Origin of the sequence: Neisseria canis (genome assembly GCF_900636765.1) — a bacterium.
In the GTDB taxonomy this organism is placed as follows: Bacteria; Pseudomonadota; Gammaproteobacteria; order Burkholderiales; family Neisseriaceae; genus Neisseria; species Neisseria canis.
Map to the genome: position 1 here is coordinate 708407 of NZ_LR134313.1, position 25296 is coordinate 733702.

General features: G+C 53.8%; 22 protein-coding genes and 1 pseudogene. 20 read left to right on the plus strand and 3 right to left on the minus strand.

What is annotated here, in order from left to right:
• Positions 1 to 169 precede the first annotated feature (169 nt).
• From EL143_RS03450 to ygiD, 9 genes are all read left to right on the plus strand, one after another.
• A complete protein-coding gene (locus EL143_RS03450; RefSeq protein ID WP_085417170.1) occupies positions 170 to 967 on the plus strand; it encodes an ABC transporter ATP-binding protein in 798 nt (265 codons plus the stop codon).
• Between the two features lie 73 nt (positions 968 to 1040).
• Positions 1041 to 1817, plus strand: coding sequence for a lipid asymmetry maintenance ABC transporter permease subunit MlaE (gene mlaE / locus EL143_RS03455; protein ID WP_085417169.1), 777 nt, complete (start codon positions 1041 to 1043; stop codon positions 1815 to 1817).
• A gap of 4 nt (positions 1818 to 1821) precedes the next feature.
• Complete coding sequence (gene mlaD, locus EL143_RS03460; RefSeq protein ID WP_085417168.1) at positions 1822 to 2334, plus strand: outer membrane lipid asymmetry maintenance protein MlaD; 513 nt, start codon at positions 1822 to 1824, stop codon at positions 2332 to 2334.
• Between the two features lie 49 nt (positions 2335 to 2383).
• Complete coding sequence (locus EL143_RS03465) at positions 2384 to 2980, plus strand: MlaC/ttg2D family ABC transporter substrate-binding protein (RefSeq protein ID WP_085417167.1); 597 nt, start codon at positions 2384 to 2386, stop codon at positions 2978 to 2980.
• A 2-nt stretch (positions 2981 to 2982) separates the two neighbouring features.
• Entirely contained in the window at positions 2983 to 3258 is a 276-nt protein-coding gene (locus tag EL143_RS03470; protein WP_085417166.1) for an STAS domain-containing protein, read from the plus strand.
• Positions 3255 to 4133, plus strand: coding sequence for an MlaA family lipoprotein (locus EL143_RS03475; RefSeq protein ID WP_085417165.1), 879 nt, complete (start codon positions 3255 to 3257; stop codon positions 4131 to 4133). Before EL143_RS03470 ends, EL143_RS03475 begins: the two co-directional genes overlap by 4 nt.
• Before the next feature lie 443 nt (positions 4134 to 4576).
• A complete protein-coding gene (locus EL143_RS03480; protein ID WP_085417164.1) occupies positions 4577 to 5809 on the plus strand; it encodes a capsule biosynthesis protein in 1233 nt (410 codons plus the stop codon).
• Positions 5810 to 6002: 193 nt separating this feature from the next.
• The gene (gene dnaJ, locus EL143_RS03485) at positions 6003 to 7133 is read left to right on the plus strand and encodes a molecular chaperone DnaJ (protein WP_085417163.1); all 1131 of its coding nucleotides are present in this window, start codon (positions 6003 to 6005) and stop codon (positions 7131 to 7133) included.
• 281 nt (positions 7134 to 7414) lie between these two features.
• Positions 7415 to 8215: a 4,5-DOPA-extradiol-dioxygenase gene (gene ygiD, locus EL143_RS03490; protein WP_085417162.1), complete on the plus strand. Its 801-nt coding sequence runs from the start codon at positions 7415 to 7417 to the stop codon at positions 8213 to 8215.
• Between the two features lie 67 nt (positions 8216 to 8282).
• On the opposite strand, the gene EL143_RS03495 is transcribed toward ygiD, so the two are convergent.
• Positions 8283 to 8903, minus strand: a complete 621-nt coding sequence (locus tag EL143_RS03495; RefSeq protein WP_085417178.1) for an HI_0552 family protein — start codon at positions 8901 to 8903, stop codon at positions 8283 to 8285.
• 185 nt (positions 8904 to 9088) lie between these two features.
• Here EL143_RS03495 and EL143_RS03500 point away from each other — a divergent pair, with 185 nt between their 5' ends.
• Both EL143_RS03500 and prpF read left to right on the plus strand, forming a co-directional pair.
• The gene (locus EL143_RS03500) at positions 9089 to 9616 is read left to right on the plus strand and encodes a YhcB family protein (RefSeq protein ID WP_085417161.1); all 528 of its coding nucleotides are present in this window, start codon (positions 9089 to 9091) and stop codon (positions 9614 to 9616) included.
• Between the two features lie 77 nt (positions 9617 to 9693).
• The gene (prpF, locus tag EL143_RS03505) at positions 9694 to 10860 is read left to right on the plus strand and encodes a 2-methylaconitate cis-trans isomerase PrpF (RefSeq protein WP_085417160.1); all 1167 of its coding nucleotides are present in this window, start codon (positions 9694 to 9696) and stop codon (positions 10858 to 10860) included.
• Between the two features lie 230 nt (positions 10861 to 11090).
• On the opposite strand, the gene EL143_RS03510 is transcribed toward prpF, so the two are convergent.
• Both EL143_RS03510 and EL143_RS03515 read right to left on the minus strand, forming a co-directional pair.
• Entirely contained in the window at positions 11091 to 12383 is a 1293-nt protein-coding gene (locus EL143_RS03510) for a M16 family metallopeptidase (protein WP_085417159.1), read from the minus strand.
• Between the two features lie 99 nt (positions 12384 to 12482).
• Positions 12483 to 13802, minus strand: coding sequence for a M16 family metallopeptidase (locus EL143_RS03515; protein ID WP_085417158.1), 1320 nt, complete (start codon positions 13800 to 13802; stop codon positions 12483 to 12485).
• A gap of 262 nt (positions 13803 to 14064) precedes the next feature.
• Between EL143_RS03515 and EL143_RS03520 the strand changes: the two are divergent.
• The 9 genes and pseudogenes from EL143_RS03520 to EL143_RS03560 all read left to right on the plus strand — a co-directional run.
• Positions 14065 to 14708, plus strand: a pseudogene (locus EL143_RS03520) (TonB-dependent receptor plug domain-containing protein); the annotation flags it as partial.
• A 257-nt stretch (positions 14709 to 14965) separates the two neighbouring features.
• Positions 14966 to 15865, plus strand: a complete 900-nt coding sequence (locus EL143_RS03525) for an ABC transporter ATP-binding protein (protein WP_085417157.1) — start codon at positions 14966 to 14968, stop codon at positions 15863 to 15865.
• Positions 15866 to 15873: 8 nt separating this feature from the next.
• Entirely contained in the window at positions 15874 to 16629 is a 756-nt protein-coding gene (locus tag EL143_RS03530; RefSeq protein WP_085417177.1) for an ABC transporter permease, read from the plus strand.
• A 215-nt stretch (positions 16630 to 16844) separates the two neighbouring features.
• A complete protein-coding gene (cysG, locus tag EL143_RS03535; protein WP_085417156.1) occupies positions 16845 to 18293 on the plus strand; it encodes a siroheme synthase CysG in 1449 nt (482 codons plus the stop codon).
• Between the two features lie 10 nt (positions 18294 to 18303).
• On the plus strand, positions 18304 to 19047 hold the full coding sequence (locus EL143_RS03540; RefSeq protein ID WP_085417155.1) for a phosphoadenylyl-sulfate reductase: 744 nt from the start codon (positions 18304 to 18306) through the stop codon (positions 19045 to 19047).
• A 79-nt stretch (positions 19048 to 19126) separates the two neighbouring features.
• Positions 19127 to 20047: a sulfate adenylyltransferase subunit CysD gene (gene cysD / locus EL143_RS03545; protein WP_085417154.1), complete on the plus strand. Its 921-nt coding sequence runs from the start codon at positions 19127 to 19129 to the stop codon at positions 20045 to 20047.
• Between the two features lie 198 nt (positions 20048 to 20245).
• Entirely contained in the window at positions 20246 to 22012 is a 1767-nt protein-coding gene (cysI, locus tag EL143_RS03550; RefSeq protein WP_085417153.1) for an assimilatory sulfite reductase (NADPH) hemoprotein subunit, read from the plus strand.
• Positions 22013 to 22103: 91 nt separating this feature from the next.
• Positions 22104 to 23414 (plus strand): sulfate adenylyltransferase subunit 1, encoded by a 1311-nt coding sequence (locus EL143_RS03555; RefSeq protein WP_085417176.1) that lies wholly within the window; start codon positions 22104 to 22106, stop codon positions 23412 to 23414.
• Positions 23415 to 23494: 80 nt separating this feature from the next.
• Positions 23495 to 25270: an assimilatory sulfite reductase (NADPH) flavoprotein subunit gene (locus tag EL143_RS03560; protein WP_085417152.1), complete on the plus strand. Its 1776-nt coding sequence runs from the start codon at positions 23495 to 23497 to the stop codon at positions 25268 to 25270.
• The last annotated feature ends 26 nt before the right edge of the window (positions 25271 to 25296 follow it).

The following is a 25296-nucleotide window of genomic DNA, read 5'->3' on the forward strand; positions in this document are numbered from 1 at the left end:
TGAAACATAGGTTTTCAGACAGGCATTGTGGCTTATATTCCGCAAATGAAACAAAGCATTAAACATACATTAATGTATCTAAGCGCTATGCCTGCCTGAAACATTGCTACAAGCAGCCAAACCCATTAAAATACAAACATTTGAATCTAAATAAACAAGCATTCCAGCAATGACCCAGCCCTTTATCGAAATGAAAGACGTGGCCTTTGCCTACGGCGACCGCCCCATTTTGAACAATGTTAATTTCAGCATTGAGCGGGGTAATTTCGCCGCCATCATGGGCGGTTCGGGCAGCGGCAAAACCACGCTGATGCGCCTGATTACCGGGCAGATTCATCCGCAAAAAGGGCAGGTTTTGGTGGAAGGGCGCGATTTGGCCGCGCTTTCTGCGTCCGAACTGTATGAACACCGCCGCCGCATGGGCGTTTTGTTTCAACACGGCGCGCTGTTTACCGATTTATCCGTGTTCGACAATATTGCCTTCCCGATGCGCGAATTAACCGAGCTGCCGGAAGACGTGATTCGGGATTTGGTGATTTTAAAATTGAACGCTGTGGGGCTGCGCGGTGTCGAACATTTAATGCCGTCGGAATTGTCGGGCGGCATGGCCAGGCGGGTGGCCTTGGCGCGTACCATTGCGCTCGACCCGGAATTAATGCTTTATGACGAACCGTTTACCGGCTTGGATCCGATTTCGCTGGGCGTGATCGCTTTATTAATCAGCCGCATCAACACGGCGCTGCGCTCTACCAGCGTGATGGTGTCGCACGATGTGGCGCAATCGTTTGCCATTGTGAACCAAGTGATTTTTCTGGCGCACGGCGAAGTGATGTTTTCCGGTTCGCCCGAAGAAATCCACACAATGGATTCGCCGTGGGTGCAGCAGTTTATCGGCGGCAAGCCCAACGGGCCGGTGAGCTTCCGTTATCCCGCAGAAACCACCCTGCAGCAGGATTTACAGGTATAACCGGAATACCGGCCCTTTCAGACAGGCATCATGAATGCCTGTCTGAATCTGAAAAACACAATATGAAAACCCTATGAGCTTTTTCCAATTTATCGGCGCCAAAGTTTTAAACTTTCTGCAAATCCTCGGCAGCCAGATTCTGTTTTTTTTCAGGATAATCGGCGCTTCCGGTTCGGCCGTTATGCGGCCGCGCCTGAGCCTGCGCCAGATTTATTTCGCCGGCGTTTTGTCGATGCTGATTGTGGCCGTGTCCGGCCTGTTTGTCGGCATGGTGCTCGGCTTGCAGGGCTATACCCAGCTTGCCAAATTCAAATCGGCAGATGTTTTGGGCTTTATGGTGGCCGCTTCCCTGCTGCGCGAGCTGGGGCCCGTGTTGGCCGCCATACTGTTTGCCAGCAGCGCGGGCGGCGCCATGACCAGCGAAATCGGTTTGATGAAAACCACCGAGCAGCTCGAAGCGATGAATGTGATGGCGGTTGACCCCGTGTCGCGCGTGGTGGCACCGCGCTTTTGGGCCGGCGTACTTTCCATGCCGCTTTTGGCTTCGATTTTCAATGTGGCGGGGATTTACGGCTCGTATATCATCGGCGTACAGTGGCTGGGGCTGGACAGCGGCATTTTCTGGTCGCAGATGCAAAACAATATTTCGTTCAGCTACGATGTGCTTAACGGTTTGATCAAATCGGTGTTTTTCGGTGTGGCCGTTACCCTGATTGCCGTTTATCAAGGCTTTCACGCCAAACCCACATCGGAAGGCATTTTACGCGCCAGCACGCGCACGGTGGTTTCTTCCGCACTCACCGTTTTGGCCATTGATTTTATCTTAACCGCCTTTATGTTTACCGGATAACACTATGAAAAGAAGCACTTTAGAACTCTGGGTCGGCTTGTTTGCCGTAATCGGCATTGCCGCCATCGCCTTTTTGTCTTTCCGAGTGGCAGGCGGCGGGGCATTGGGCAGCTCAAGCGGGCAAACCTATACCGTGTATGCCAATTTTTCCGACATCGGCGGCTTGAAAGTCAAAGCCCCGGTTAAAGCGTCCGGGGTGCTGGTGGGGCGAGTGGGCGACATCCGGCTCGACCCGAAAACCTACCATGCGCAAGTGACCCTGGATTTATATAAGCAATACCAGTTCAGCAGCGACGTGAGCGCACAAATCCTCACTTCCGGCCTGCTGGGCGAGCAATATATCGGCCTCACGCAGGGCGGCGATATTGAAGAGCTTGCTGCGGGCGACACCATCACTTTAACCAGCTCGGCTATGGTATTGGAAAACCTGATCGGCAAATTTATGACCAGTTTTGCCGAGAAAAATGCCGAGTCTTCACCCGGCGGCAGCCCTGCGGCAAGCGGCACAACAGAATAAAGCCGCCATTAAACTTCACAAAACCAATCCAAATATAAGGAATACATAAATGAAAAAAACGGCCATCCTCTCAGCATTGGGCATAGGCGTGATGAGCATCAGTATGGCATTTGCCACACCGCAGCAGGCGGTTAGCCAAGTGCAGTCAAGCGCAGATCAAGTGTTGAGCATTCTCAGCAAGGCCAACGGCAGCAACAACGCAGCCATACGCAAACAGGCGGAAAACTATGCGATGCCCCATTTCGATTTCCAACGCATGACAGCGCTGGCCATCGGCAATCCGTGGCGCAGCGCCAGCCCCGCGCAACAAAAAGCCCTGACCGATGAGTTTAAAACGCTGCTCATCCGCACCTATTCCGGCACCATGCTGCAATATAAAAATGCCAAAGTAAACGTGGCGCCCAATCCAACCGTCAACAAAGGCGGCAAAGAAGTGGTGGTGCGCGCCCAAATTACCCCGGCCGGCGGCAAAACCGTGAATATGGATTTCACCACCTACCAAAGCGGCGGCAAATACCGCGCGTATAACGTGGCTATTGAAGGCGCCAGCCTGGTAACCGTGTACCGCGGCCAGTTTGGCGAAACCATCAAAGCCAAAGGTATCGACGGCCTGATTGCCGATTTGAAAGCCAAAAACAGCAAATAATGATGAACACCGAAATCCGTGAAAACGTATTGCTGCTGAGCGGCGAAGTAACCGTAACCACGGTAACTGCCGCTACCTACCGGCAATTCAGACAGGCATGTACATCACCGAAGGTCGACACCCTTGATTTATCGGGCGTTACCCGCGCCGATTCCGCATGCTTGTCGCTGCTGCTGAGCGCAGTTCGGCGCGAGCCCAAACCCGCTATCCGCAGCATCCCCGAATCTGTCGCCTCACTTGCCGAGCTTTACGAAATTCAAGAATGGATACGCGTATGAACAAGCACCAAACCGCAGTTCTGGCCAGCTTACTGCTTGCACTCAGTGCCCCCGCATCGGCCGAACACAATCCACACGACCCTTACGAAGGTTATAACCGCTTCATGTTTAAAGTGAACGACGTGGCCGACCGCTATGTGATGACACCTGTAGCAAAAGGCTACCGCGCGGTTACGCCCAAGCCCGTACGCACCGGTGTAAGCAACTTTTTCAATAACCTGCGCGATGTGGCGAGTTTCGGCAGCAACGTTTTGCGCTTGGACATCAAGCGCGCCAGCGAAGATTTGGTGCGCGTGGGCGTCAACACCACGTTCGGTGTGGGCGGTTTGATTGATGTTGCCGGAGCAGGCGGGGTGCCGAACAATAAAAACACATTGGGCGATACGTTTGCTTCTTGGGGTTGGAAAAACAGCAACTATTTCGTTTATCCGCTTACCGGCCCCAGCACCGTGCGCGACGCACTCGGCAGCACCATCACCACAGCGGCTTTGCCGGTGGATAACTATATTTTCAAAGATACCGGCGTGCGTATCGGTGAAAAGGCGCTGAATGCGGTAAACCAGCGCGAACAATACCTCGACCTCACCGCCAGCCTGGATGAGGCGGCCATCGACAAATATGCCGCAGTGCGCGACGTGTATATGAGTATGCGCGCCAAGCAGCTCGGCATTGCTCCGCCGCAGGCCGGCGAGGAAATCGATATTGACGATTTGGTAACAGATGATGCGCCGGGTGCCGAACCGGCGGTTGCGACAGAGAATGTTGAAGCGGAAAACATGTCTGTTGTACCTAGGCAAACCGATGCACCTGCTTCTGTGATTCAGCTGAAAAACGGGGAAACGGTAAGCATCAGCGATTATGTGCCGGCACAATAAGTTTTTTGATATTTTTAACCAAATGCCTGTCTGAAACGGATTTTCAGACAGGCATTTGGTTTATAGGGGTATAATTCATTTTGTTGTCATTTTTAAGAACCTATTAACCAATAAATTTTTGGGTATAAGGCAGCAAGTTGTATCAACTCCTCAGTAGAAATCAGTTGTTTGTGATATGGAACCAATCGAACTTATTTAAAAGGTTTTAGTCTGTACTACATTTTTCTTAAGATTAAAAACCTATGTAACCGAAAAACTATTGTAGCCGGTGTCAGGCGGAAAATGCCGATAATAAGTTATTTGTTGGAAGAAAAAGCGCGTGATATGAACTATTTGTCCACATGGCTACGGAAAAATAAGTTGATTTGCTAGATATTTTAGAAATTAAAAAATCAATAAAGTTAGAAGTTGTTTCTAATATTTTGAAAAAAACTTAAAACATAATGCAAGCCCAAACCATTCCCTCTAATTTAGAGAATCTTGCCAGACACAAGCAAATTCTTTTGCTGCAAGGCCCGATCGGCCCGTTTTTCCGTAACTTGGCACAGTGGCTGGAGCAGCAAGGGGCGGCGGTATTCAAATTTAACTTCAATCACGGAGACCAGGTTTTTTACCCCTTATCGGTCGGCAATACCCATAATTATCAAGGGCGTTATGAAGCGTTCCAATCCATGTTGGAAGATTTTTTGAAGGCCAACGGCATTCAGGCGGTGGTTTGTTTTGGCGACACGCGTCCGTATCATCGGATTGCCAAACAAGTATGTGAAGAATTAGGCAATATCAGTTTTTGGGCGTTTGAAGAGGGCTATTTCCGCCCGCATTTTGTTACGCTGGAAGAGCATGGCGTGAATGCTTATTCCGAGTTGCCGCGTCAAAAGCAATTCTTTTTGGATGCTTATGCCTGTCTGAAACAGCAAGAATATGCTGCACCCAAGCCCGTGCCGGACGGCTTTTGGCCGAGGGCGAAGCTGGCGGTTCGTTATTATCTGGCCGCCAGTTTGGGGCAGAGTAAATATCCTGATTATAAGCACCACCGCATTGATAAGCTGCGGCATTATGTAAAGCTGTGGACTCTTTCCGGCATCAAGCGCTTCAACTATATCTTGAACGACCATAATTTCGCCCGGCAAGTAGAAAACGGCAAGTTCGGACGCTTTTTCGTGTTGCCGCTGCAAGTGTTCAACGACAGCCAAATCCATGTGCACAGTGATTTTGCCAGCGTGCGTGAATTTCTCTTGTATGTGTTGGAATCTTTCGCAGCGCACGCGCCGTTTGATAAGGTGTTGATTGTCAAACACCATCCTATGGACCGTGGATTTATCGATTACCAGCAAGACATTGATTTGTTTCTGGACAAATATCCCCAATTGCGCATGCGTATCCATTATGTACACGACGTGCCGCTGCCGGTGTTTTTGCGCCATGGCGCCGGAATGGTTACGCTCAACAGCACAAGCGGCATTTCAGCGCTGGTTCACAATATGCCGGTTAAAGTGATCGGCCGGGCGCATTACGATATTCCCGGGCTGACTTCCCAACAAAGCCTGTCTGAATTCTGGCACCGGCCCGATAAACCCGATGCGGCTTTGTTTCATGCTTACCGCATGTATCATCTGAATGTTACCCAAATCAACGGCAGCTTTTACAGCCGCGTTAATTTACCCGAAATCAAATAAAACCGGCATCCGCCTTTATTTCGTTATATCGGCAATGCCTGTCTGAAACGAGCAGCCCGGGTTTCTGCGGAGCCAAAGCGTTTTTCAGACAGGCATCATTTATGTTGCCGACAATTACACAAAGCCCCTTTAAATTTTCGCACCCAGCCCATATGTTCCGTGCAACTTTCTTATAACCAATCCGAAACAAACCATCATGAACCAAGATTTTTACGAAACATTAGGCGTATCCAGAAGCGCCAGTGATGAAGAGATTAAAAAAGCCTACCGCAAGCTGGCAATGAAATACCATCCCGACCGCAATCCGGGCGACCAGGCGGCGGAAGAAAAATTCAAGGAAGTGCAGAAAGCCTACGATGTGCTTTCCGATGCGCAGAAACGCAGCGCATACGACCAATTCGGCCATGCCGGAGTCGACCCGAATATGGGTGGCGGATTCGGCGGGGGCTTTGGCGGATTCGGCGGTGCACAAGGTTTCGATTTCGGCGATATTTTCAGCCAGATGTTCGGCGGAGGCGGAGCAGGCGGCCGCCAGCAAAATTATCAGGGTGCGGATTTGCAGTATGCAGTTGAAATCACTCTGGAAGAAGCCGCGGCAGGCCTTAAAAAACGCATACAGATTCCTACCTACGAAGAATGCGATGTGTGCCACGGCAGAGGCGCCAAACCCGGCACTTCGGCGACAACGTGTTCCACCTGCCACGGCAGCGGCACCATCCATGTGCGCCAAGCCATTTTCCAATTGCAGCAAACTTGTCCGACCTGTCACGGCACGGGCAAGGAAATCAAAGATCCGTGCATCAAATGCCGCGGCGAAGGCCGTGTCAAAACCACCAAAACCGTTGAAGTCAATATCCCTGCCGGTATTGACGACGGCCAACGCATCCGCTTGAGCGGCGAAGGCGAACCGGGTAAAAACGGCGCGCCCAGCGGCGATTTATATGTGATCGTCCATGTGAAAGCACACAAAACTTTCGAGCGCAACGGCTTGGATTTGCATTGCGAATTGCCGATCAGCATCACCACTGCCGCGCTTGGCGGGGAAGTGGAAGTGCCCACATTGGAAGGCAAGGTTAAGTTGAGCATTCCGAAAGAAACACAAACCGGCCGCCGCATGCGCATCAGGGGCAAAGGCATCAAATCCCTGCGTTCGAGTGCACAGGGCGATCTATACTGTCATGTTGTGGTGGAAACGCCGGTTAACCTTACAGACAGGCAGAAAGAGCTGCTGGAAGAGTTTGAAAACATCTCTACCGGCCTGAGCCGCTCGCAAACCCCGCGGCAGAAATCGTTTAAAGATAAACTGCGCGATTTGTTTGAATAAAGCGGTTCGGATAAAACCGGAAATGCCAATGCTTGCCGTTGTAAAAAACGGCAAGCATTTTTTATGGATGGATAGGGTAAAATAAAAGTGGGTCATTATTACGGTAATGAAAAATTGCTTGGTCTATAATCCCGTTTTGGTAGTTCATGCAGCCGTGGAAACCTTTTGTTTTCCGTGACAGCAGAAACCCCCTTTTGCTTTGACTGAACCGTAGCCGTTTCCCGGCAATCTCATTTATAATTTGGTTCATAATCGGATTTCCCCCTGAGAATACATCATATATGACACTTCCCGCATTATTTATCGGGCACGGCAGCCCCTTAAATGCAGTTGAAGATACTGCCTACCGGAATTCCTGGCTGGATTTGGGTGAAGAATTACGCGATATTTATGATGATGAAATCGAGAATATTCTGTGTATTTCATCTAATTGGATAACCGACGGCACAGCTGTTACCGCCATGGACGAGCCGCCGACCATCCGCGATTTCAGCGGCTTTCCACCCGTGCTCGACAATATCTCCTATCCGGCACCGGGGAATCCCGAATTGGCGGCGCAAATACAGCAATTGCTTGCGCCCGAGCCTGTAACGGCGGATTTGTCTTGGGGATTGGATCATGCGGCTTGGATGGTGTTGCGCAACCTTTTTCCCGATGCGGATATTCCCGTGGTGCAGCTGAGCCTCAACCGCAATTTCAATGCCCGCCAGCATTATGAAATGGCGCAAAAGCTTGCTGTGCTGCGCAAGCAGGGGGTGTTGATTGTGGGCAGCGGCAACATTATCCATAATCTCGGCCTGCTTGATTTGCGCCACGCCAACACACCCGGCCCCGGCCACACTTGGGCGGAGCTGGCGCACCAGCTGACTTTGAAATGGCTGAAAAACAATAATCTGAATTCTTTGCTTGATGACGGACACTATCCCCAGCCCATCCGCATGTCTATGCCTTCCCCCGAGCATTTCTGGCCGCTTTTGTATGTGTTGGGCGTGCGCAAGGGGAAGGAATATATGGAAATTTTCAACGATGAAATCGTGGGTAAGTCTGTGAGTATGACTTCGCTGATTATCGGTATGGATTAGCCGGCTATGTCGGCCGGATAGCGGAATGCCTGTCTGAAAAGATTTTTTCAGACAGGCATTGTCATAATCAGCCGGTGAAACACGCTTCATAAAGCGGCTGCAAGGTGCGGATTTGCCGGCTGATCCAATTGATGCTGTCGGTTTGCCCCAGATTGTCCCGCTCAATGTGTTTGCCGATGCAGAAAAAATCTTCCGCCGAGAGCAGGGTAAACCCGTTTGCGGCCTGTTGCGCCACGGTCGGGTAATCGGCATATTCGCTTTCATTGCCGTGCCAGATATCGAAGCTGCCGAATGCGCCGTTACTCAGGGCGGCGGGCCATTGATTGTAATCGGCAAGTTTAATTGATGACCGGTCGGCTTTATAGCAATGCCAATCAAGGCTCACGGTTAAGCGGCGACGGTTGAGCAGTATGGAGAAAATAGCGGCGTCATTTTGGTGGTCGGCATATTTGAAATAAGCAAAAAAATGGGCGCGCACCTGCCAGCCGTTGCACCAGCGCTCGATATGCGGCGGTGCAAACGGTGCGCCCAACTGCTGCGCCACCTGCCGTATCGTATTTTGCCAATCCCGCCATGCGGCTTGGTAATCGGCTTTGATTTGCGGGATGGTTTCCGGCTGGTGTTTTTTAAGCTGGGCAAATTGGAAAAAGGGCAGGTTGAATAAATCGCAATGAGCGGCGGTAAGCATGGGCGAAGCTCCGATGTTACAGTTGGGTTGCCAAGTATAGCCAAATTGTGATGCGGCGGGGTTGGGCATTAAACCGATATAAGCGATATTTTCAGACAGGTATTCGGTTGTTTTACCTATTATGGTTTCATTGGTAAGATAGCGGTAAAAAATAAAACCGTTTTCATCAGTTTAAAGGAGCATTTATGAATAATCTTCCTGTGGAGCATTATGTGGTGGCCGCCGTTTGCGGCCTGTTGCTTGGCGTGTTGGTTACTTGGCTCTCGATGCGCGGCAACAAAGCCAAGCAGCGGGAGCACGAAGAGCTGGTGCGCGAATTTTCCGACTACCGTGCCAAAGTTGACCGCCATTTTGTCGACACGGCCGAGGCTGTGGATGAATTGAACCGCAGTTATCAAAAAGTGGTGCAGCACTTAAGCACCGGCGCGCAAAGCCTGATGGGCAAAGAAGCATTGCAGGAGCAGCTGAACCTGCGCAGCAACAAAGCGGTTACAGTGGCTTATCTGGCCGCGGCCGCACAAGAAGTCCGCCCCGAAACCGTAGCTGTGGCTGAAGCCGAAGAAACGGCGAAAGTGCCGCCGGCGCCCGAAACCGTTGTGCCGCTTGACGTTGCGCCGCTTGATCCGGTGGAACAGGAGCCGGTAAGCGCCGTGCCGGTTACCGATGCGCCGCCCACAGCCGATGTGCCCGAAAAAGAAATGCCTAAATCATAAACAGCCCGCCGCGCCATACCAAGCGCGGCTAAGTTGTGCAAACCTGCCATAAACGAAAACAAAGGAGAAATCCCCCTATGCAAATCAAAATCCCTGCCGTTTACTACCGCGGCGGCACATCCAAAGGCGTGTTTTTCAAACGCAGCGACCTGCCCGAAGCAGCTCGGGAAGCAGGTGAAGCGCGCGACAAAATCCTGCTCCGCGTACTCGGCAGCCCCGATCCTTACGGCAAACAGATCGACGGCTTGGGCAACGCCAGCTCGTCTACCAGCAAAGCCGTGATTCTCGATAAAAGCAGCCGCGCCGATCATGATGTGGATTACCTGTTCGGCCAAGTTTCCATCGACAAGCCTTTTGTCGACTGGAGCGGCAACTGCGGCAACCTTACCGCCGCCGTGGGCGCGTTTGCCATCAGCAACGGTTTGGTCGACCCGGCCAAAATTCCTGAAAACGGCATCTGCACCGTGCGTATCTGGCAGAAAAACATCAGTAAAACCATCGTGGCGCATGTACCCATGCAAAACGGAGAAGTGCTGGAAACCGGCGATTTCGAGCTGGACGGCGTAACTTTCCCCGCTGCCGAAGTGCAAATCGAATTTCTCGACCCGGCCGACGGCGAAGGCGATATGTTCCCTACCGGCAACTTGGTTGACGATTTGGACGTGCCCGGCGTGGGCGTGCTGAAAACCACGCTGATTAATTCCGGCATCCCTACCGTGTTTGTGAACGCCGCCGACATCGGCTATACCGGCAAGGAGCTGCAAGACGACATCAACAATGATGCCGCCGCGTTGGAAAAATTTGAAACCATCCGCGCATACGGCGCTTTGAAAATGGGCTTGATTAAAGATGTTTCCGAGGCCGCGACTCGGGCGCACACGCCGAAAATCGCTTTTGTCGCGCCCGGTGCAGATTATGTTGCTTCCAGCGGCAAACCGGTTGCCGCCGGCGATATCGACTTGCTGGTGCGCGCTTTGAGCATGGGCAAACTGCACCACGCCATGATGGGCACGGCATCCGTAGCGATTGCCACTGCCGCCGCTGTTCCGGGCACGCTGGTCAATTTGGCAGCGGGCGGCGGAGAGCGGCAGGAAGTAACGTTCGGCCATCCTTCCGGCACTTTGCGCGTCGGCGCTGCCGCCGAACAGCAAAACGGTAAATGGACAGCCACCAAAGCCGTGATGAGCCGCAGCGCGCGCGTGATTATGGAAGGTTGGGTACGCGTGCCGGATGATTGTTTTTAAAACAACGGGTTGATATTGAGAATGCCTGTCTGAAAATCGTTTATTGCGGATAAACGTGTTTTATCATAATCAGGCTTGCACCGAGTGTGTTGAGTTCCGGCTTTAGTAGATGCTCGGGTTAAGCCCGAGCATGACGGATGTGTTGATTATTAAGTTTATTTGCTACAAATGGATTGGCCGTATGCCTGTCTGAAACGCTTTTCAGACAGGCATATTTATTTCCTTTTCCTTTATTCACCCACAATGACCACATTCATATTTTCCGGCTTTACGCGGCGCTGCCAAGCGGAGGCCACGTCACGGGTGGAGAGGGCGGTGATTTTTTTCGGATATTGGTCGAGCCAGTCGGAAGGCAGGTCGTAAAAACCGATTACGTTCAAATAGCCGAGCAGCTTGCTGTTGGTATCGAAGCGCAATGGGAAGCTGCCGGTGATGTTGTCTTTGGCCTGCTGCAATTCGGCTTCGGTCGGGCCGCTGCGGATGAAATCGGCCAGTACTTGTTTGGCTGTGGCCAGCGCATCTGCGGCGTTGGCTTTTTCGGTGGCAAATCCGATGGTAATGGGGCCGGATTCGCGCAGCGGCGTCAGGCTGCTTGAGGCGCCGTAAACATAGCCTTTTTCGTCGCGCAATGTTTTCATCAGCCTGCTGTCGAAGCCGCCGCCGCCGAGAACGTAGTTGCCGAGGACTAAGGCGTAATAATCGGGATCGTCGCGTTTAATCAGGGGCATGGTCAGCAGAATTTGGCTTTGTTTGCCTGCGAAAGGCTGCTTGTCGGTTTGTGCGGCGCGCGGGTTAACCGGCGGAATCGTTGCGGAGGCTTGGTTTTTGGCCGGCAAATCGCGCAATATTTCCCGCACCAGTTTTTCGGCCTGTTGTTTGTTGATGTCGCCCACGATGGAGACCACGGCATTGTTGCGGGCATAGTGTGTGCGGTGAAAGGCTTTGATGTCTTCCGGTGTAACGGTGCGCAGGGTTTGCTCGGTTTGGTAGGCGGAGGCGGAATAGGGGTGGCCGGAATAGTTCAAACGGCTGGCGGCGCGTGCGGCGATGAAGTCGGGGCTGCTGAGCTGTTGTTTCAGGCCGATAATTGCCTGCCCTTGCGTGCGCTTGAACACATGCCCGTCATAGCGCGGCGATGCCAGCGAATCGCGCAACAGGCCGATTGCGGGCCGGAGCGTTTTTGCGCGGGAAAGGCTGCGCAGGGTAACGCTGCTGCCTTCTGCATCGGCGCTGCTGCTGATGCGGATGGCCAAATCTTCGCTGCGTGCGTTGAAAGCTTCTTCGTCAAGCTGTTTCGTGCCGTTGGTCAGCAGCGCGGCGGCAAAGTCGGCCGTGCCGCTTTTGCCTTGCGGGTCGGCAGCGCTGCCGGTGCCTTTGAATGCTACGGAAATGTCGACAATCGGGTTTTCATGACGCTCCACCAGCAATACGGCGGCACCGTCTTCGGTGCGCCAGCGTTGGATATCGATGGCGCAAGCGGGCAAAGCGGCGGTCAATGCGGCGGTAAGAACGAGTTTTTTCATAATTTTCCTTCATCATGCCATGCCTGTCTGAAAGCTTTTCAGACAGGCATATGGGATATTGGTTTGCATGGCTGTGCGAATGGGATCGTCAGCCGGACTTTATTTCGCACCTTCTTTCTGCGGTGTGACAATCATCAGGGTTTCGCGGGCGGGCGTAAGCAGCTTGGCGGCGGCCTGTACATCTTTTGCACTCACTTTCGCCAGTCGGCGGCGCAGCTCGGCTTCATCCTGATAGCTGAAGCCGTTGGCTTCCAAAGAGCCGATCAGGCCGGCCTGCGCTTCCATCGAATCTTTGCCGTAAATTTCCGAGGCTTCCATTTGTGTGCGCACGCGTGCCAGCTCGGCTTTGCTTACGCCGTTGGCTGCAATATCGGCAATTTCGCGGCGTATTTCGGCCGCCAATTCCTGCACGCTGGTGCCTGTGGAAGGCATGGCTTGCACCATAAACAGCGAAGACGGTTTGCGGCTTAACATATCGTAGCCCACGTTGATGTCGGCGGCTTTCTGGCTGCCGCGCAGCAGGTTTTTGTCCAAACGGCTGGAGTTGTTGCCGCCCAATACTTCGCTCAACACATCAAGCGCATAAGGCATGGTGTCGCCCAGCTGTTTGAGGGCGGGCACGCGGTAAGCCAGAATAAACATAGGCTCTGCCGTGATGGCTTGCGTTTGTGCGGATTTCGGCTCACGTTCGAGCGGCTCGTTCAGACTGTTGCGTTGCGGCAGCGTGCGCGAAGGAATGGCGCCGAACAGTTTTTCCACCGTGCCCAGCGTCTGCTTCGCGTTCACATCGCCAACAATCACCAGCGTGGCATTTTTGGGCGCATACCAGCTCCGGTACCAGTTGCGCAAATCGTCTGCTTTAAGTTTGTCCAAATCCGCCATATAGCCGATAACGGGCGCGCGCACCGCCGGATTTTGATAAGCGTTGAGCATCAAATGCTCCCAAAGCTTGCCGGAAGGATCGTCTTCCGCCCGCATGCGCCGCTCTTCGCGGATCACTTTCATTTCATTATCGAAATCTTTGTTGCTGAAATTTAGGTTGGCCATGCGGTCGGCCTCCATTTCCAGCACTTTCGGCAGGTTTTTTACCGCCAAATCGGTTACATACACCGTTTCTTCCTGTGAAGTGAACGCATTGTCCCGCCCGCCCAAAGCCGCCACGCGGCGCGAAAACTCGCCCGCAGGCACTTTGGCCGTGCCTTTAAACATCATGTGCTCAAGCGCGTGGCTCAAGCCGGTTTTGCCCGGCTGTTCATCCAAGCTGCCCACTTTATACCAAAGGCGCGACACCGCCACCGGCGCGCGCCTGTCTTCTTTAATAATGACCTTCATGCCGTTGGGCAACGTGTGTTTCAGGGTTTCGGCCGCAGCGGGCAGGGTAGCGGCCAGCAGTAAAATCAAAGCGGTTTTTTGCAACATAAGGGTTATCCTGTTTTAATGTAAAGCGCATGATAATGGAAACATAAGGTTTTCGGAAGTTTTGCTCCTGATATAAATGATATAGATTATCAAAATAATTTAAATTACCTGATTATTTTAAATATAATTACATCTTGTTTTATCAATCTGTAACAGAGAGAACGCTCATGAAAACCAAACCCCTTGCCCTGCTGGTAGCAGGCATTTTTTTGCCTGTCAGGCTTATGCGCAGGATGAAACCACGCAGCCTGCGAATTATGTTGTAACCGTGCCGACCGTAACGACTGAAGGGCGGCAGGCCGACACGCATTCGCTTAAAGGCTGTCTCAATTATGACGAGGCCGCCGCTACCCGAAACGGGCTGCCGGCCAAACAGATTCCGCAAACCATTGATATTCTTAATATCCAAAAAAACAAAAATTACGGCACCAACGATTTAAGCTCGATTCCGGAAGGCAATGCCGGCATCGATGCCACTTACGATATGTGCGGCGAGAGTCTGTTTATCCGCGGTTTTGAAGCCGGTGCCAACGATATTTACCGCGACGGGTGTGGGAAAGCGGGCAGGTGCGCCGCAGCACGGCCAATATAGAGCGCGCGTAGAAATCGTGAAAGGCCCCAATTCCGTGCTTTACGGCAGGGGAAATGGCGGCGGTGTGATTAATATGGTGAGTAAGTATGCCAACTTCCAGCCCAACCGAGCCGTCGGCATTGCCTACGGCTCATGGGCAAACCGCAGTATCAACGCGGATATCAACCAAGTGATCAACGACAATGTTGCCATCCGTTTCAATGCCGAATACGGCAAAGCCGATTCATTCCGCTAAGGCATCGACAGCCGCAACCGTATGGTTTCCGCCCGGCATCACGGTGAAAAGCGGCAACGGTTTGAAATGGACGGCCCAATAAAAACTGGAACTCCACGCTGGCGGCCTATAACCTGTTCGACAAACAATACTGACGTGCCAACGATATGCCCGGCTCGCCCCGCGCCTTTACCGCCCGTGTGAATTACAGCTTCTGATTTCAAGGATTGCATGTATTTAAGTGAATATGCCTGTCTGAAAGGTAAAGCTTTAACGATATATAAAGCGTTTCAGACAGGCATTCGGTTTGCCGACGCGTTATAATTGCCCTTTTCTTAAAACCAAACAGACACAACCATGACCGCTCTACATATCAGCCGTGCCTGCAAAACCTATGCCAACGGCTTTACCGCGCTCAAAGACCTGAGCTTTGATGTGCAGCAAGGCGAATTTTTCGCGCTGCTCGGGCCTAACGGCGCGGGCAAAACCACCCTGATTTCCGCTATGGCCGGTTTGAACCGCCTCACATCGGGCGAAATTTCCGTGATGGGATTTGACGTGGTGCGGCAGTCGCGCGAATCGCGCATGAACTTGGGCGTGGTGCCGCAAGAATTGGTATTCGACCCTTTTTTTACCGTGCGCGAAGCTTTGCGTTTCCAGTCGGGCTATTTCGGCATTAAAAAGAACGACGACTGGATAGACGAAATCCTGACCAACCTCGGCCTTCAGGATAAGGCCTCCACCAACACCCGCAACCTTTCCGGCGGCATGAAGCGGCGCGTGATGGTGGCGCAGGCTTTGGTACACCGCCCGCCGGTGATTGTGTTGGACGAGCCTACCGCCGGTGTGGACGTGGAGCTGCGCCACAGTTTGTGGACATTTATGCGCAGCCTCAACCGGCAAGGCCACACGATTATCCTCACCACGCATTATCTGGAAGAGGCGGAAGAAAACTGCCACCGCATCGCCGTGATGAAGCAGGGCGCTCTGGTGGCGCTGGATAAAACCGAAAACCTGCTGCAGGGCGAAAAAGGCGTGCGGGTGGAAATGCTGCTCGATGCAACCTTGCCCGAAGCGTTGAACGGCAAAATCGAGCTGGCTGACGGTTTGAAATATGTGTTGAAGCTGGCCGATTATGCCGAGTTGGCCGATGTGTTGATTTTCCTGAAAACGGCGGGCATCCGCATGATTCACCTGAGCGTGTTGGAAAAAGATTTGGAAGACGTGTTTACCAAGCTGACGGGGAGCGGACAATGAATATCAATATGACGGGTTTTTCCACCTTGCTGCGCAAAGAGGTGATGCGTTTTACCAAAGTGTGGCTGCAAACGCTGGGCGCGCCGGTGCTGACCGCGCTGCTGTATCAGCTGATTTTCGCGCAAGCCATAGGCAAACATGCCGAGGCTTTGCCGGGCGTGCCTTACAATGCGTTTCTGATTCCCGGCCTTGCCATGATGAGCATGATGCAGAATGCGTTTGCCAACAGCGCATCCAGCCTGATTCAGTCGCGCATTACCGGCAATCTGGTGTTTATCTTGCTGCCGCCGATTTCCAATGCCGCATTTTTTTCGGCTTATGTGCTGGCGGGTATTTTCCGCGGGTTGTTGGTGGGCGCGGGCGTGGTGGCCGCTACCGCATGGTTCGGCCTGCCGCTGCCGCACCATATCGGTTTTGTGCTGGCGTTTGGGTTTTCGGGCTGCCTGTTTATGGCGTCGTTGGGCTTGCTGGCCGGCATTTGGGCGGAAAAATTCGACCAGCTGGCCGCGTTTCAAAATTTCCTGATTATGCCGCTTACCTTTCTTTCGGGCGTGTTTTATTCCATCCACAGTCTGCCCGCTTTCTGGCAGGCCGTGAGCCATGCCAATCCCGTGTTCTATATGATAGACGGCTTCCGCTACGGATTCTTCGGTGTGAGCGATGCTCCCCCGTGGCTCTCACTTGCCGTGGTGGGCGGTTTTTCGCTGAGTGTTTCGGTGCTGGCGTTTTTGGTGTTGCGTTCCGGCTGGAAGCTGCGCGGGTAAAGCTTAGCGGCGGCACGTTTGGGTTTGACCTGTATGGTAAGAATGCCTGTCTGAAAAAGTTTTCAGACAGGCATTTGGTTTGGCGGCGGGTGTTTTCGAACCGTTCCGTTTCCGGTTTATATAATTTTTCATTCTATCTTAGGTATAAATAAGTCTTTCCGCTGCAACCGACCCCTCGCTTATGATTGGGGCTCGGTTTCAGAGTGGAAAGCAAAATGAATTACCTACCTTTATTCGCAGATTTAACCGGCCGGCATGTTTTGGTTGTGGGCGGCGGAGCCGTTGCAGAGCGTAAAGTGGAAATGTTGCTCAAAGCCGGTGCCGAAGTCGGGCTGGTGGCCGAAAAGCTTAATCCTGCTTTGGCGGAGCTGGCCGGGCAGCGGCGAATCGAATGGCTGGACACCAAGTTTCAGCCAAGCCGGTTGGATGCCGTTTGGCTGGTGATTGCCGCCACCGATAACCACGAGCTTAACCGGCAGGTATCCGAAGCCGCCGAAAGCCGCCGGATTTGGGCGAATGTGGTGGACGAGCGCGATGCCTGCTCGTTTATCTTTCCTTCCGTTGTCAATCGCAATCCTATTCAAATTGCCATTTCCAGCGGCGGCACCGCGCCTGTTTTGGCACGCCTGCTGCGCGAAAAATTGGAAGCGCTGTTGCCGCAAAACCTGGGTGCGATGGCGGAAACCGCCGCCCGCTGGCGCGGGCGCGTAAAAGCCAAGCTGCCTTCCATTGCACAGCGCCGCCGCTTTTGGGAAACCTTATTTACACATCCTGCATTTTTACGGTTGAGCGAAAGCAGCCAAACATCTGCTGCCGAAGAGTTTTTGTCGCAGCAGTTAAACGGTGCGCAAACAGGCTCGGGAGAAGTGTCTCTTGTGGGCGCAGGCCCGGGTGATGCGGGATTGCTCACGCTCAAAGGCTTGCAGCGCATCCAGCAGGCCGATGTGGTGTTATACGATGCTTTGGTTTCCGATCAAGTGTTGGAGCTTATCCGCCGCGATGCGGAAAAAGTGTTTGTCGGTAAGCGCGCCGGCAAGCACAGCGTCATGCAGGAGGCAACCAACCGTTTGTTGGTCGATTATGCGAAAAAAGGCAAACGCGTCGTGCGTTTGAAAGGCGGTGATCCTTTTGTGTTCGGCCGCGGCGGGGAAGAATTGGAAGCGTTGAAGGCCGAGGGGATTGCGTTTGAAGTGGTGCCCGGAATCACCGCGGCTTTGGGCGCCACCGCTTATGCCGGTATTCCGCTCACGCACCGCGACCATGCGCAAACGGCGATGTTCATTACCGGCCATTGCCGCGCCGGCAGCGATGACTTGGCATGGCAAACCATTGCACAAAGCAACCAGACGCTGGTGGTTTATATGGGCACGATTAAGGCCGCCGAATTGCAAACCAATCTGATTGCCCACGGCAGGAGCGCAGACACGCCGGTTGCCGTAATCAGCAAAGGAACCTTGCCCGACCAGCAGGTTTTTTCCGGCAAGTTGAACGATTTGGCCGTTTTGGCCGCCCAAGCGCCTTCGCCGGCTTTGTTGGTAATCGGCGAAACGGCGGGGCTGGGCAGCGATTTGGCGTGGTTCGGCGGCGCACCGCAGCAATTTGTCGATACCCGAAACGCATTGTGGCAGGTTCCAGAAGAACGAGCCTTGCCAAAGGCAGGTTGAGGAGTAGGCCGTGCAAACAGAATTGTATATTAAGCCTCAGCTGTGGCGTATTCCCGCCATACCGGCAACCGTAACCGAATGCCTGTCTGAAAAAACGGCCGGGCTGCAACAGAGGCTGCAGCTGATTGTGTCGCAACACCCAAATGCGAAGTTTGCCAGCAGCCTTGCCGTGGAAGATATGGTGATTACCGACGTATTGGCAAAGATGCAGGCCGGTATCGAAGTGTTTACCTTGAACACAGGCAGGCTCAATGCCGAAACCTTAGCTTTGGCCGATACCGTCGGCACACATTATCCCAAGCTCACCTTCAGGCTGTATACACCGGAGGCCGCGGCAGCAGAGGCATACATTTTGGAAAACGGGCCGAACGCATTTTACGAAAGCATCGAATTACGCAAAACCTGCTGCCGTATCCGCAAAGTAGAGCCGCTCAACAAAGCGCTGGCCGACGCCGATGCCTGGCTCACCGGGCAAAGGCGCGGGCAATCGGTAACACGCACCGAGCTGCCGTTTGTCGAAGAAGACAATTCACGCGGCATCCTAAAATACAACCCGATTTACGATTGGAGCGAAGCGGAAGTGTGGGCCTACATCCTCCAAAACCAAGTGCCCTACAACCCGCTTTACGAACAAGGCTATCCCAGCATAGGTTGCGAACCCTGCACACGCCCCGTGCGCATCGGCGAAGACATCCGCGCCGGCCGCTGGTGGTGGGAAAGTCAAGACAGTAAAGAATGCGGCCTGCATAAATAGATTTCAGACAGGCATTCCCGCGCTTTTGATGAAAGCCGGATTCCGCCCCGTAAACCCTCTATTCCATAAGGCAAACCATATGCAAACTTCCATCCAAAACCACCACCTCAACTGGCTTGAAGCCGAATCCGTTTACATCATCCGCGAAGTGATTGCCGAAGCGAAAAACCCCGCGCTGCTGTTTTCCGGCGGCAAAGATTCCGTAGTGCTGCTCGCGCTGGCCGTGAAAGCCTTCCAAATCGAAGGCCGGCCGCTCAAGCTGCCGTTCAAACTGCTGCACGTCGATACCGGCCACAACTACCCCGAAGTGATTGCGTTCCGCGACCAAACCGTCGCCCGTACCGGCGTGGAACTGGTGGTGGGCAGCGTGGAAGATTCCATCAAACGCGGCACGGTGGTTTTGCGCCGCGAAAACGACTCGCGCAACGCCGCCCAAGCCGTTACCCTCGTCGAAACCATTGAAGAACAAGGCTTCGACGCATTGATGGGCGGTGCAAGGCGCGACGAAGAAAAAGCCCGCGCCAAAGAACGCATCTTCTCTTTCCGCGACGAATTCGGCCAATGGGACCCGAAAAACCAGCGCCCCGAACTCTGGAGCCTCTACAACACCCGCCTCTTCCCCGGCGAAAACATGCGCGTGTTCCCCATTTCCAACTGGACGGAACTCGACATCTGGCAATACATCGCCCGCGAAAACCTCGCCCTGCCGCCGATTTACTACGCCCACGAGCGCGAAGTAGTAGAACGCAGCGGCCTGCTCGTGCCCGTTACCCCGCTCACACCCAAGCGCGACGGCGAAACCACACAAGTGCGCAGCGTGCGCTTCCGCACCGTCGGCGACATTTCCTGCACCTGCCCCGTTGCCAGCACCGCCGCTACGCCGGAAGACATCATCGCCGAAACCGCCGCCGCCACCCTTTCCGAACGCAGCGCCACCCGCATGGACGACCGCGTTTCCGAAGCGGCCATGGAAGAGCGCAAAAAAGCCGGCTATTTTTAGAACCGGCAAGCCGAAACCGATAATGCCTGTCTGAAAAAGCGTTTCCCAAAGCAGCCGGCTTTGCGCTTGATGCCGAACATTTCAGAGGCATTCATATAACAAAATCATCTTAAATTAAAACAAACCATTCTTTCCTTTTTTGAAGCTGCTTCAATAAAGTATTGCCGTTCAAGCCAACTTTAAAAGAAAGACAACCATATGACCACCACCGACCCGCGTGCCAAACTCCCCGACGCGCCGCTTGCCGACAACGAACGCTTGAAAGACCAAAGCCGCTATCTCGAAGGCACGATTAAAAACGACCTTTCAGACGGCCTCACCGGAGGCTTCAACGGCGACAATTTCCAGCTGATCCGTTTTCACGGCATGTACGAGCAGGACGACCGCGACATCCGCGCCGAACGTGTCGAGCAGAAACTGGAGCCGCTGAAAAACGTGATGCTGCGCTGCCGTTTGCCAGGCGGCATCATCCAGCCCGCGCAATGGCTGGGCATCGACGAATTCGCCACCGACCACACCCTTTACGGCTCCATCCGCCTCACCAACCGCCAAACCTTCCAATTCCACGGCGTGCTCAAAGAAAACATCAAACCCATGCACCAATGGTTGCACAAGCTCGGTTTGGATTCCATCGCCACCGCCGGCGACGTGAACCGCAATGTGTTGTGTACCAGCAATCCCGTTGAAAGCAGTCTGCACAAAGAAGCCTACGAATGGGCGAAAAAAATCAGCGAACACCTGCTGCCGAAAACCCGCGCCTACGCCGAAATCTGGCTGGACGGCGAAAAAGTCGAATCCACCGAAACCACCGCGCCCGCGCCGCTGCCTGAAAGCGTGAAAAGCGGCGATGCCACCGAACCCGTGCTCGGCAAAAACTACCTGCCGCGCAAGTTCAAAACCACGGTTGTGATTCCGCCGCACAACGATGTCGATTTACATGCCAACGATTTGAACTTCGTGGCTATCGGCGAAAACGGTAAGCTGGTCGGCTTTAACGTATTGGTAGGCGGCGGTTTGTCGATGGAGCACGGCAACACCAAAACCTATCCCAACACCGCCAAAGAATTCGGCTTCGTGCCTTTGGAAAAAACGCTCGATGCCGCCGCCGCCGTGGTTTCCGTGCAGCGCGACTGGGGCAACCGCAGCGACCGCAAAAACGCCAAAACCCGCTACACGCTCGAGCGTGTGGGCGTGGATGTGTTTATCGAAGAAGTGGAAAACCGCATGGGCGCGAAGTTCGAACCCGTGCGCCCGTATGAATTTACTTCGCGCGGCGACCGCATCGGTTGGGTGCAGGGCGAAGACAAAAACTGGCACCTTACCCTGTTTATCGAAAACGGCCGCCTGCTCGATTACCCCGGCAGACCGTTGAAAACCGGTATGCGCGAAATCGCCAAAGTCCACAAAGGCGACTTCCGCCTCACCGCCAACCAAAACCTGATTGTGGCCAACATCGCCCCGCGCGATAAAGCCAAAATCGAAACCATTGCCCGCGAACACGGCTTAATCAGCGATGCCGTTACCCCGCAGCGCGAACACAGTATGGCCTGCGTATCGCTGCCGACCTGCCCGTTGGCAATGGCGGAAGCCGAGCGTTTTCTGCCGCAGTTCACAGATAAATTAGATGCGTTGTTTGCCAAACACGGCTTGCAGCAAGAGCATATCGTGTTGCGCATTACCGGCTGCCCCAACGGTTGCGGCCGTGCCATGCTGGCCGAAATCGGCTTGGTCGGCAAAGCGGTAGGCCGCTACAACCTCTACACCGGCGGCAACCGCGAGGGCACGCGCATTCCGCGCCTGTTTAAAGAAAACATTACTGAGCCGGAAATTTTGGACATCATCGACGGCTGGCTGGGTGAATGGGTGAAAGGCCGTCTGAACAACGAAGGCTTCGGCGACTTTGCCGTACGCACCGGCATCGTGAAGCCCGTACTGGATGCGCCGCGCGATTTTTGGGCGGCTTGAACCGGTAAAAATGCCTGTCTGAAAAAGGTTTCAGACAGGCATCATGAAATCAATGCCACAAACCAACAGCAGCAAAACAAAGGATTCAATCATGAATGAAACCACCACACCGCTTTTGCGTTTTATTACTGCCGGCAGCGTTGACGACGGTAAATCAACCTTAATCGGCCGCCTGCTCTACGACAGCAAAACCCTGCTTACCGATCAGTTTGCAAAGCTCGACCATACCGTGCAAAACGGTCAAACGCCTGATTTCGCCAGCCTTACCGACGGCTTGGCCGCCGAACGCGAACAAGGCATTACCATCGATGTTGCCTACCGCTACTTTTCCACCCCCAAGCGCAAATTCATCATTGCCGATACGCCCGGCCATGAGCAATACACCCGCAATATGGTAACCGGAGCTTCCACCGCCGACGCAGCCATTGTGTTGGTGGATGCGACCCGTGTCGATTTTAGCGGAGAGGAACCTGCCCTGTTGCCGCAAACCAAACGCCACAGTGCCGTTTTGAAGCTGCTCGGCTGCCCGAGCGTGATCGTAGCGGTCAACAAACTGGATCTGCTGGGTTTTGATGCCGAAAAATACCAAGCCATTACCCGGGCTTACCGGAAGCTGGCCGAACGGATAGGCCTGACTGCACAAATCCATTTCCTGCCCATCAGCGCGCTCAACGGCGACAATATTGTCCAAGCCAGCAAGCACACCCCTTGGTACACAGGCCTGCCGCTGCTGCCTTTGCTGGAAATGCTGCCGGTAGTGCGCAACCGTGCGGAAAAACTGCCTGCACACTTTCCCGTGCAGCGCGTTGCACGGCAAGACGGCAGCAGCAGCGACGATTTCCGCGGCTATCAAGGCCGTCTTGAAGCGGGCGGTTTGAACGTGGGCGATGCAGTCAAAGTGCTGCCCGGCGGGAAAATCGCACGCATCGCAGAAATTTACGGAGCAAACGGCAAAGCCGGCAGCGCGCAAACCGGCGAAGTGCTTACCGTTACGCTGGATACCGATATTGACATTTCACGGGGCGACAGCATCGTTTCGATCGACAGCCCGATCACGCCCGGACAAAATTTCCAAGCCGCATTGTGCTGGTTTGATGAAACCCCGCTCAACCTGCGCCGCAAATACCTTTTGAAACAAAGTACGCAAACTACTGCGGTGAAGATAAGCGAAATTGCTTATGTGTGGGATGTCAACACACTTAGCCGCGTTCGGGCGGCAGACGCACTCAAGCTCAACGACATCGGAAGCGTCAGCCTGAAAACCCAACAGCCGCTCAACACCGGCACTTACGCCGAAAATGCCGCAACAGGCGCATTTATCTTGATAGACGAGGCCACCAACCATACCGTCGCGGCCGGCATGATACGGGGCGGCGATTCTTCAGGCACATTTGAAATCTGATACCGCCTGCCGTTTTCTGCAAAGAGAAAATCCCTACATACACAGGCCGATAACCAGAAAAACCATATCGAGGAACCGTTATGAACCCTATCCCTCCCGAACTGCTCGACCGATTGGCCGCCTTGTCTCCGCAACAATTGGCTTTTTTGTCGGGCTATGCCTGGGCCAAAAGCCAGGGCGCAGAATCAGGCACCGATCCGCTTGTGCGCCCTCTTCAAGCAGAACCGCAGACGGCACGCGCTGTGACCATACTTTCCGCTTCGCAAACCGGCAATGCGCGAAAAGTGGCCGAAGAGCTGCTGATTAAGCTGGAAACCGCAGGTGTCAATGCCAAACTTACCGCCGCCGCCGATTATAAAACCAAGCAAATCGCCGCAGAAGACATCCTGCTGTTGGTGACTTCCACGCAGGGGGAAGGCGAGCCGCCGGAAGAAGCCGTGCCGCTTTACAAGCTGCTGACCGGTAAAAAAGCACCCAATTTGAGCAAAGTGAGCTTTGCCGTGCTGGGGCTTGGCGACAGCAGCTACCCCGATTTCTGTCAAGCAGGCAAAGATTTCGATGCGGCGCTGGCACAGCATGGCGCTAAGCGTATCGGTGATTTAGGGGTGTGCGACCTTGATTATCAGGCCGCAGCCGCAGAATGGGTGGCGCAAACCGCCGCACGGGTGGCCGGGCTTGCCGCTGGCGGTTCGGCGGCATCCGCCTTTGCACCCTCAGGGCATAACCGACCCGACGGTGTGCATTACAGCAAAGAGCAGCCTTTTACCGCCGTGTTGTCTGCACGTCAGAAAATCACGGCACGCCAAGCTGAAAAAGATGTGGCGCATATCGAAATCGACCTTGCCGGCTCGGGCATCAGCTATCAGGTCGGCGACGCTTTAGGCATCTGGCCGGTAAACGATGAAAACTTGGTTGCCGAAATACTGCAACACAGCGGTTTGGACGGCAGCGAAACCGTGCAAAAAGCCGACGGCAGCCTTACCGACATCCGAACCGCCTTGCTGCACGATCTGGATATTACCCAAACCACCCCCCAATTTGTGCGGCAATACGCTGTGCTTTGCGGATCGGAAGCGCTCAAACGCACGGTAGAGGAAAGCGAAGCGCTCAATGCCTATATCGCCCTCACGCCGCCGGTGGGTGTGCTGGCGGCCTATCCCCACACCTGCGACGCACAAGCCCTGTTCGGGCTGTTCCGTGCGCAAACGCCACGCCTTTATTCTATTGCTTCTTCACAGGAAGAAGTGGGGGAAGAAGTGCACCTTACGGTAGGCGTTGTCCGCTTCGACCACCACGGCAACAGCTACACCGGAGCGGCTTCGGGCTGGCTCGGCAGCCGTTTGGAAGAAGGCGGCACGCTTCGTGTATTTGTTGAGCCGAACAAACTCTTCCGCCTGCCTGAAAACGGCGACACCCCCATCATCATGATCGGCGCAGGCACAGGCATCGCTCCTTTCCGCGCTTTTATGCAGCAGCGGGAAGCCAACGGCGACAGCGGTAAAAACTGGCTCGTGTTCGGCAACCAAAAATTTACCGACGATTTTCTTTACCAAGCCGAATGGCTGCAATACCGTAAAGCAGGCCTGCTTACCCGCGCCGACCTTGCATGGAGCCGTCAGGGCAAAGAAAAAGTATATGTTCAGCACAAGCTTGCCGAGGCGGCCGCGGAAATATGGGCATGGTTGCAGCAAGGCGCCCACATTTATGTGTGCGGCGATGCCGCCCGTATGGCGCGTGATGTTGAAAACACTTTACTCGGTATCATTGCCGAGCAAGGCAAAATGAGCAGCGATGATGCGGAAGATTATCTGAACGAAATGCGTGAAGACAAGCGCTACCAGCGCGATGTTTATTAAGCATGATTGGAAAGCCATGCCTGTCT

Bases quoted from the DNA above. Each gene is read 5' to 3' on its own strand.
- EL143_RS03450 (WP_085417170.1), top strand. From the start codon at position 170: ATGACCCAGCCCTTTATCGAAATGAAAGACGTGGCCTTTGCCTACGGC.
- mlaE (WP_085417169.1), top strand. From the start codon at position 1,041: ATGAGCTTTTTCCAATTTATCGGCGCCAAAGTTTTAAACTTTCTGCAA.
- mlaD (WP_085417168.1), top strand. From the start codon at position 1,822: ATGAAAAGAAGCACTTTAGAACTCTGGGTCGGCTTGTTTGCCGTAATC.
- EL143_RS03465 (WP_085417167.1), top strand. From the start codon at position 2,384: ATGAAAAAAACGGCCATCCTCTCAGCATTGGGCATAGGCGTGATGAGC.
- EL143_RS03470 (WP_085417166.1), top strand. From the start codon at position 2,983: ATGAACACCGAAATCCGTGAAAACGTATTGCTGCTGAGCGGCGAAGTA.
- EL143_RS03475 (WP_085417165.1), top strand. From the start codon at position 3,255: ATGAACAAGCACCAAACCGCAGTTCTGGCCAGCTTACTGCTTGCACTC.
- EL143_RS03480 (WP_085417164.1), top strand. From the start codon at position 4,577: ATGCAAGCCCAAACCATTCCCTCTAATTTAGAGAATCTTGCCAGACAC.
- ygiD (WP_085417162.1), top strand. From the start codon at position 7,415: ATGACACTTCCCGCATTATTTATCGGGCACGGCAGCCCCTTAAATGCA.
- EL143_RS03495 (WP_085417178.1), bottom strand. From the start codon at position 8,903: ATGCTTACCGCCGCTCATTGCGATTTATTCAACCTGCCCTTTTTCCAA.
- EL143_RS03500 (WP_085417161.1), top strand. From the start codon at position 9,089: ATGAATAATCTTCCTGTGGAGCATTATGTGGTGGCCGCCGTTTGCGGC.
- prpF (WP_085417160.1), top strand. From the start codon at position 9,694: ATGCAAATCAAAATCCCTGCCGTTTACTACCGCGGCGGCACATCCAAA.
- EL143_RS03510 (WP_085417159.1), bottom strand. From the start codon at position 12,383: ATGAAAAAACTCGTTCTTACCGCCGCATTGACCGCCGCTTTGCCCGCT.
- EL143_RS03515 (WP_085417158.1), bottom strand. From the start codon at position 13,802: ATGTTGCAAAAAACCGCTTTGATTTTACTGCTGGCCGCTACCCTGCCC.
- EL143_RS03525 (WP_085417157.1), top strand. From the start codon at position 14,966: ATGACCGCTCTACATATCAGCCGTGCCTGCAAAACCTATGCCAACGGC.
- EL143_RS03530 (WP_085417177.1), top strand. From the start codon at position 15,874: ATGACGGGTTTTTCCACCTTGCTGCGCAAAGAGGTGATGCGTTTTACC.
- cysG (WP_085417156.1), top strand. From the start codon at position 16,845: ATGAATTACCTACCTTTATTCGCAGATTTAACCGGCCGGCATGTTTTG.
- cysD (WP_085417154.1), top strand. From the start codon at position 19,127: ATGCAAACTTCCATCCAAAACCACCACCTCAACTGGCTTGAAGCCGAA.
- cysI (WP_085417153.1), top strand. From the start codon at position 20,246: ATGACCACCACCGACCCGCGTGCCAAACTCCCCGACGCGCCGCTTGCC.
- EL143_RS03555 (WP_085417176.1), top strand. From the start codon at position 22,104: ATGAATGAAACCACCACACCGCTTTTGCGTTTTATTACTGCCGGCAGC.
- EL143_RS03560 (WP_085417152.1), top strand. From the start codon at position 23,495: ATGAACCCTATCCCTCCCGAACTGCTCGACCGATTGGCCGCCTTGTCT.